Below are 2,255 nucleotides of genomic sequence, written 5' to 3' on the forward strand. Positions count from 1 at the left end.
CGTACCTGCCCTTGGGCAGTGGCCAAACGGGCAGCCAGGGGCTGATGTCCCACTTCCACCCTCTGTACCCGACCGGAAGCGTCCAGGTGGGTGAGGGTTGGGCCAACATCAGAGGTCAAATCCGACGGCACCCCAGCCTCCTGCAATCCTTGAAAGCTGCAACAGCCGGCTCAGGCTCCAGTGAAGTCGTCAAATCAGCAACCAAGCCCTCAACTTGAGAACTGTTAGTAGCGAATCCAAGCATAGGCGGCATCGGAGAGCACCGGCACCTCGGCATAGTGACCGCGCACGTTCTGCACCCAAGCATAAAGGGTGACGGCGATTACCCCAAGCAGGGCAGTGGTGGCCAAAATGCTAACAAGCGCTGCCAAACCAAGGCTGCCAAAGAGCATAGCGAACACCTGCATCAACACTTGCACCAAAAACAGGGCAATGTTGAGCAGCAGCGCCTGCATCGTGTTGAAGCGAACAAAATGGGCGACGCGGCCGTTGCGGATTACGAAAAAGAGTAGGGCAAAAAACAGCCCCATGCCCAGCCAGCCGGTGGCCAGAGGCAGCAAACGCAGCAGCGGACTAAAAATGGGGATCAAACCTGGCAGAGATTGAAACAAGCCAGAGGGCACAAAGCCGAAGGGCAGAGCCGATACCAACGGCAAAAGGTAGGGAAGGGATCCCCACAGCCGATCCATGGGAGTGATGTTGCCGCGCCGGGTCATAATCCGTCGATCCCCTTAGTGCAGTGGTTCTGGAGTCTGCTTGTTGGTGCGCTTTCAGAATTTATTAAACGGCACCTAAGCATTGCGCTTATTGTAGTCGATGAAGTTGGCTGGCTCAACGCGCTTAGCCGCAAGCCCGCCTCTGCTTCCCAGTGAGAGGGAAACTGTTTAGGATGAGCATCTTGCAGGATCGGGGTTGATATAATCGACAGCAATTCCCACCCACAGTGATTTTTGGCCTCTGCCATGAAGATCTTGCCATCTCTCTCTGCTCGCCTCTTGGGAGCTTTTCTCTGGCAAGCTTGGTCTGCACTTGTCGGCTTTTTCAACGACCGCCTGCTGCCGGAGCGCTTCCACGTTCGTCCTGAGACTTTGCCGGAGGGGCTGGCCCAGCTTTGGGCCCGTTACCTGTGCTACCGGCAAGCTTCTCGTCCAGGGGCAATCCAGTTTCGCGGCTTGACGGTCGATCCCGGCCACCCTCTCCGCGCCCTTCACAGGGGAGCTCAGCCGGTTCGCTACCGCGGCTGCTGGGTGGAAACAGCAGCGGGCGAGCCCTTCCCCGAACTGGGCACCGAACGAGTCTTTGTGCCCCCCTACTGGAGGCTGCTCAATACGCTGCGTCTGAAGTTGAACTTGGCCGATCTCGATCGTTATCCCGTCAAGCTGGCGCTGCAGCGGGTCTACCGCGGTCGAGAGTTCTAAATCCTCTGGAAGGAGGGTGTGCTGCCGGCAGGGATCCCAGTGTGAGTTGGGATCCCCTTTTTGGCTGTTGGGTTGGACTAATGAGAAGGGCTGCAAAAAACTTAAGGCCACTTTCCGGAGGTGGGATAAGACCGCCTACAGTGGATAGAGAAGGATATTGAGCTTTGTTATGTCCAAAAGCGGCGTGCTCCTGCTGAACTTGGGGGGACCAGAGACCCAGGCTGATGTGCAGCCCTTTCTCTACAACCTCTTTGCCGATCCGGAGCTAATCCGTCTACCCTTTCCGTTTTTGCAGGGGGCGTTTGCCTGGGCTATCTCCACGCTGCGAGCTCCCAAATCCCGGCGCAACTACGCGGCTATTGGGGGCGGATCCCCCCTGCGGCGCATCACCGCTGAACAGGCGCAAAAGCTGCAGGCCCAACTGGTGGCGGAGGGCTACGATGTGCCGGTGTATGTGGCCATGCGCTACTGGCACCCGCTGATCGAGTCCGTGGTGCAGCAGATCAAGTCGGACGGGATTACCCGCCTGGTGGTGCTGCCCCTGTACCCGCAGTATTCCATCAGCACGACCGGCTCCAGCTTCAAACTCCTGGATCACCTCTGGGCCGAGGATCCGGAGCTGGCTCGCATCGAGCGCCGCCAGATCTGCTCTTGGTACGATCAGCCCCAATATGTCCAGGCCATGGCTAGGGCCATCCGGCAGCAGTTGGATGCGTTTGCAGATCCAGCAAGCGTTCACGTGCTCTTTAGCGCCCACGGCATTCCCGAAAGCTATGTCACCCAGGCCGGGGATCCCTACCAGCAGGAGATGGAGGCCTGTGTCCGGCTCATCTGGCG

Annotated in this window: 3 protein-coding genes; 2 read left to right on the forward strand and 1 reads right to left on the reverse strand. The window is 58.5% G+C overall.

Going from position 1 to position 2,255, the window contains the following annotated elements; translation table 11 throughout:
• Nucleotides 1–224 precede the first annotated feature (224 nt).
• Nucleotides 225–716 carry a Tic20 family protein gene (locus NW863_RS03255; protein WP_414364357.1) on the reverse strand — a complete coding sequence of 164 codons (492 nt, stop codon included), beginning with the start codon at nt 714–716 and terminating at the stop codon, nt 225–227.
• Between the two features lie 246 nt (nt 717–962).
• Here NW863_RS03255 and NW863_RS03260 point away from each other — a divergent pair, with 246 nt between their 5' ends.
• A complete protein-coding gene (locus NW863_RS03260) occupies nt 963–1,418 on the forward strand; it encodes a hypothetical protein (RefSeq protein ID WP_414364358.1) in 456 nt (151 codons plus the stop codon).
• A gap of 169 nt (nt 1,419–1,587) precedes the next feature.
• Nucleotides 1,588–2,255: ferrochelatase (hemH, locus tag NW863_RS03265; protein ID WP_414364360.1), on the forward strand; the 668-nt coding region annotated here is incomplete at its 3' end.

The sequence above is a fragment of the Synechococcus sp. B60.1 genome (genome assembly GCF_047462555.1).
Classification (GTDB): domain Bacteria; phylum Cyanobacteriota; class Cyanobacteriia; order Thermostichales; family Thermostichaceae; genus Thermostichus.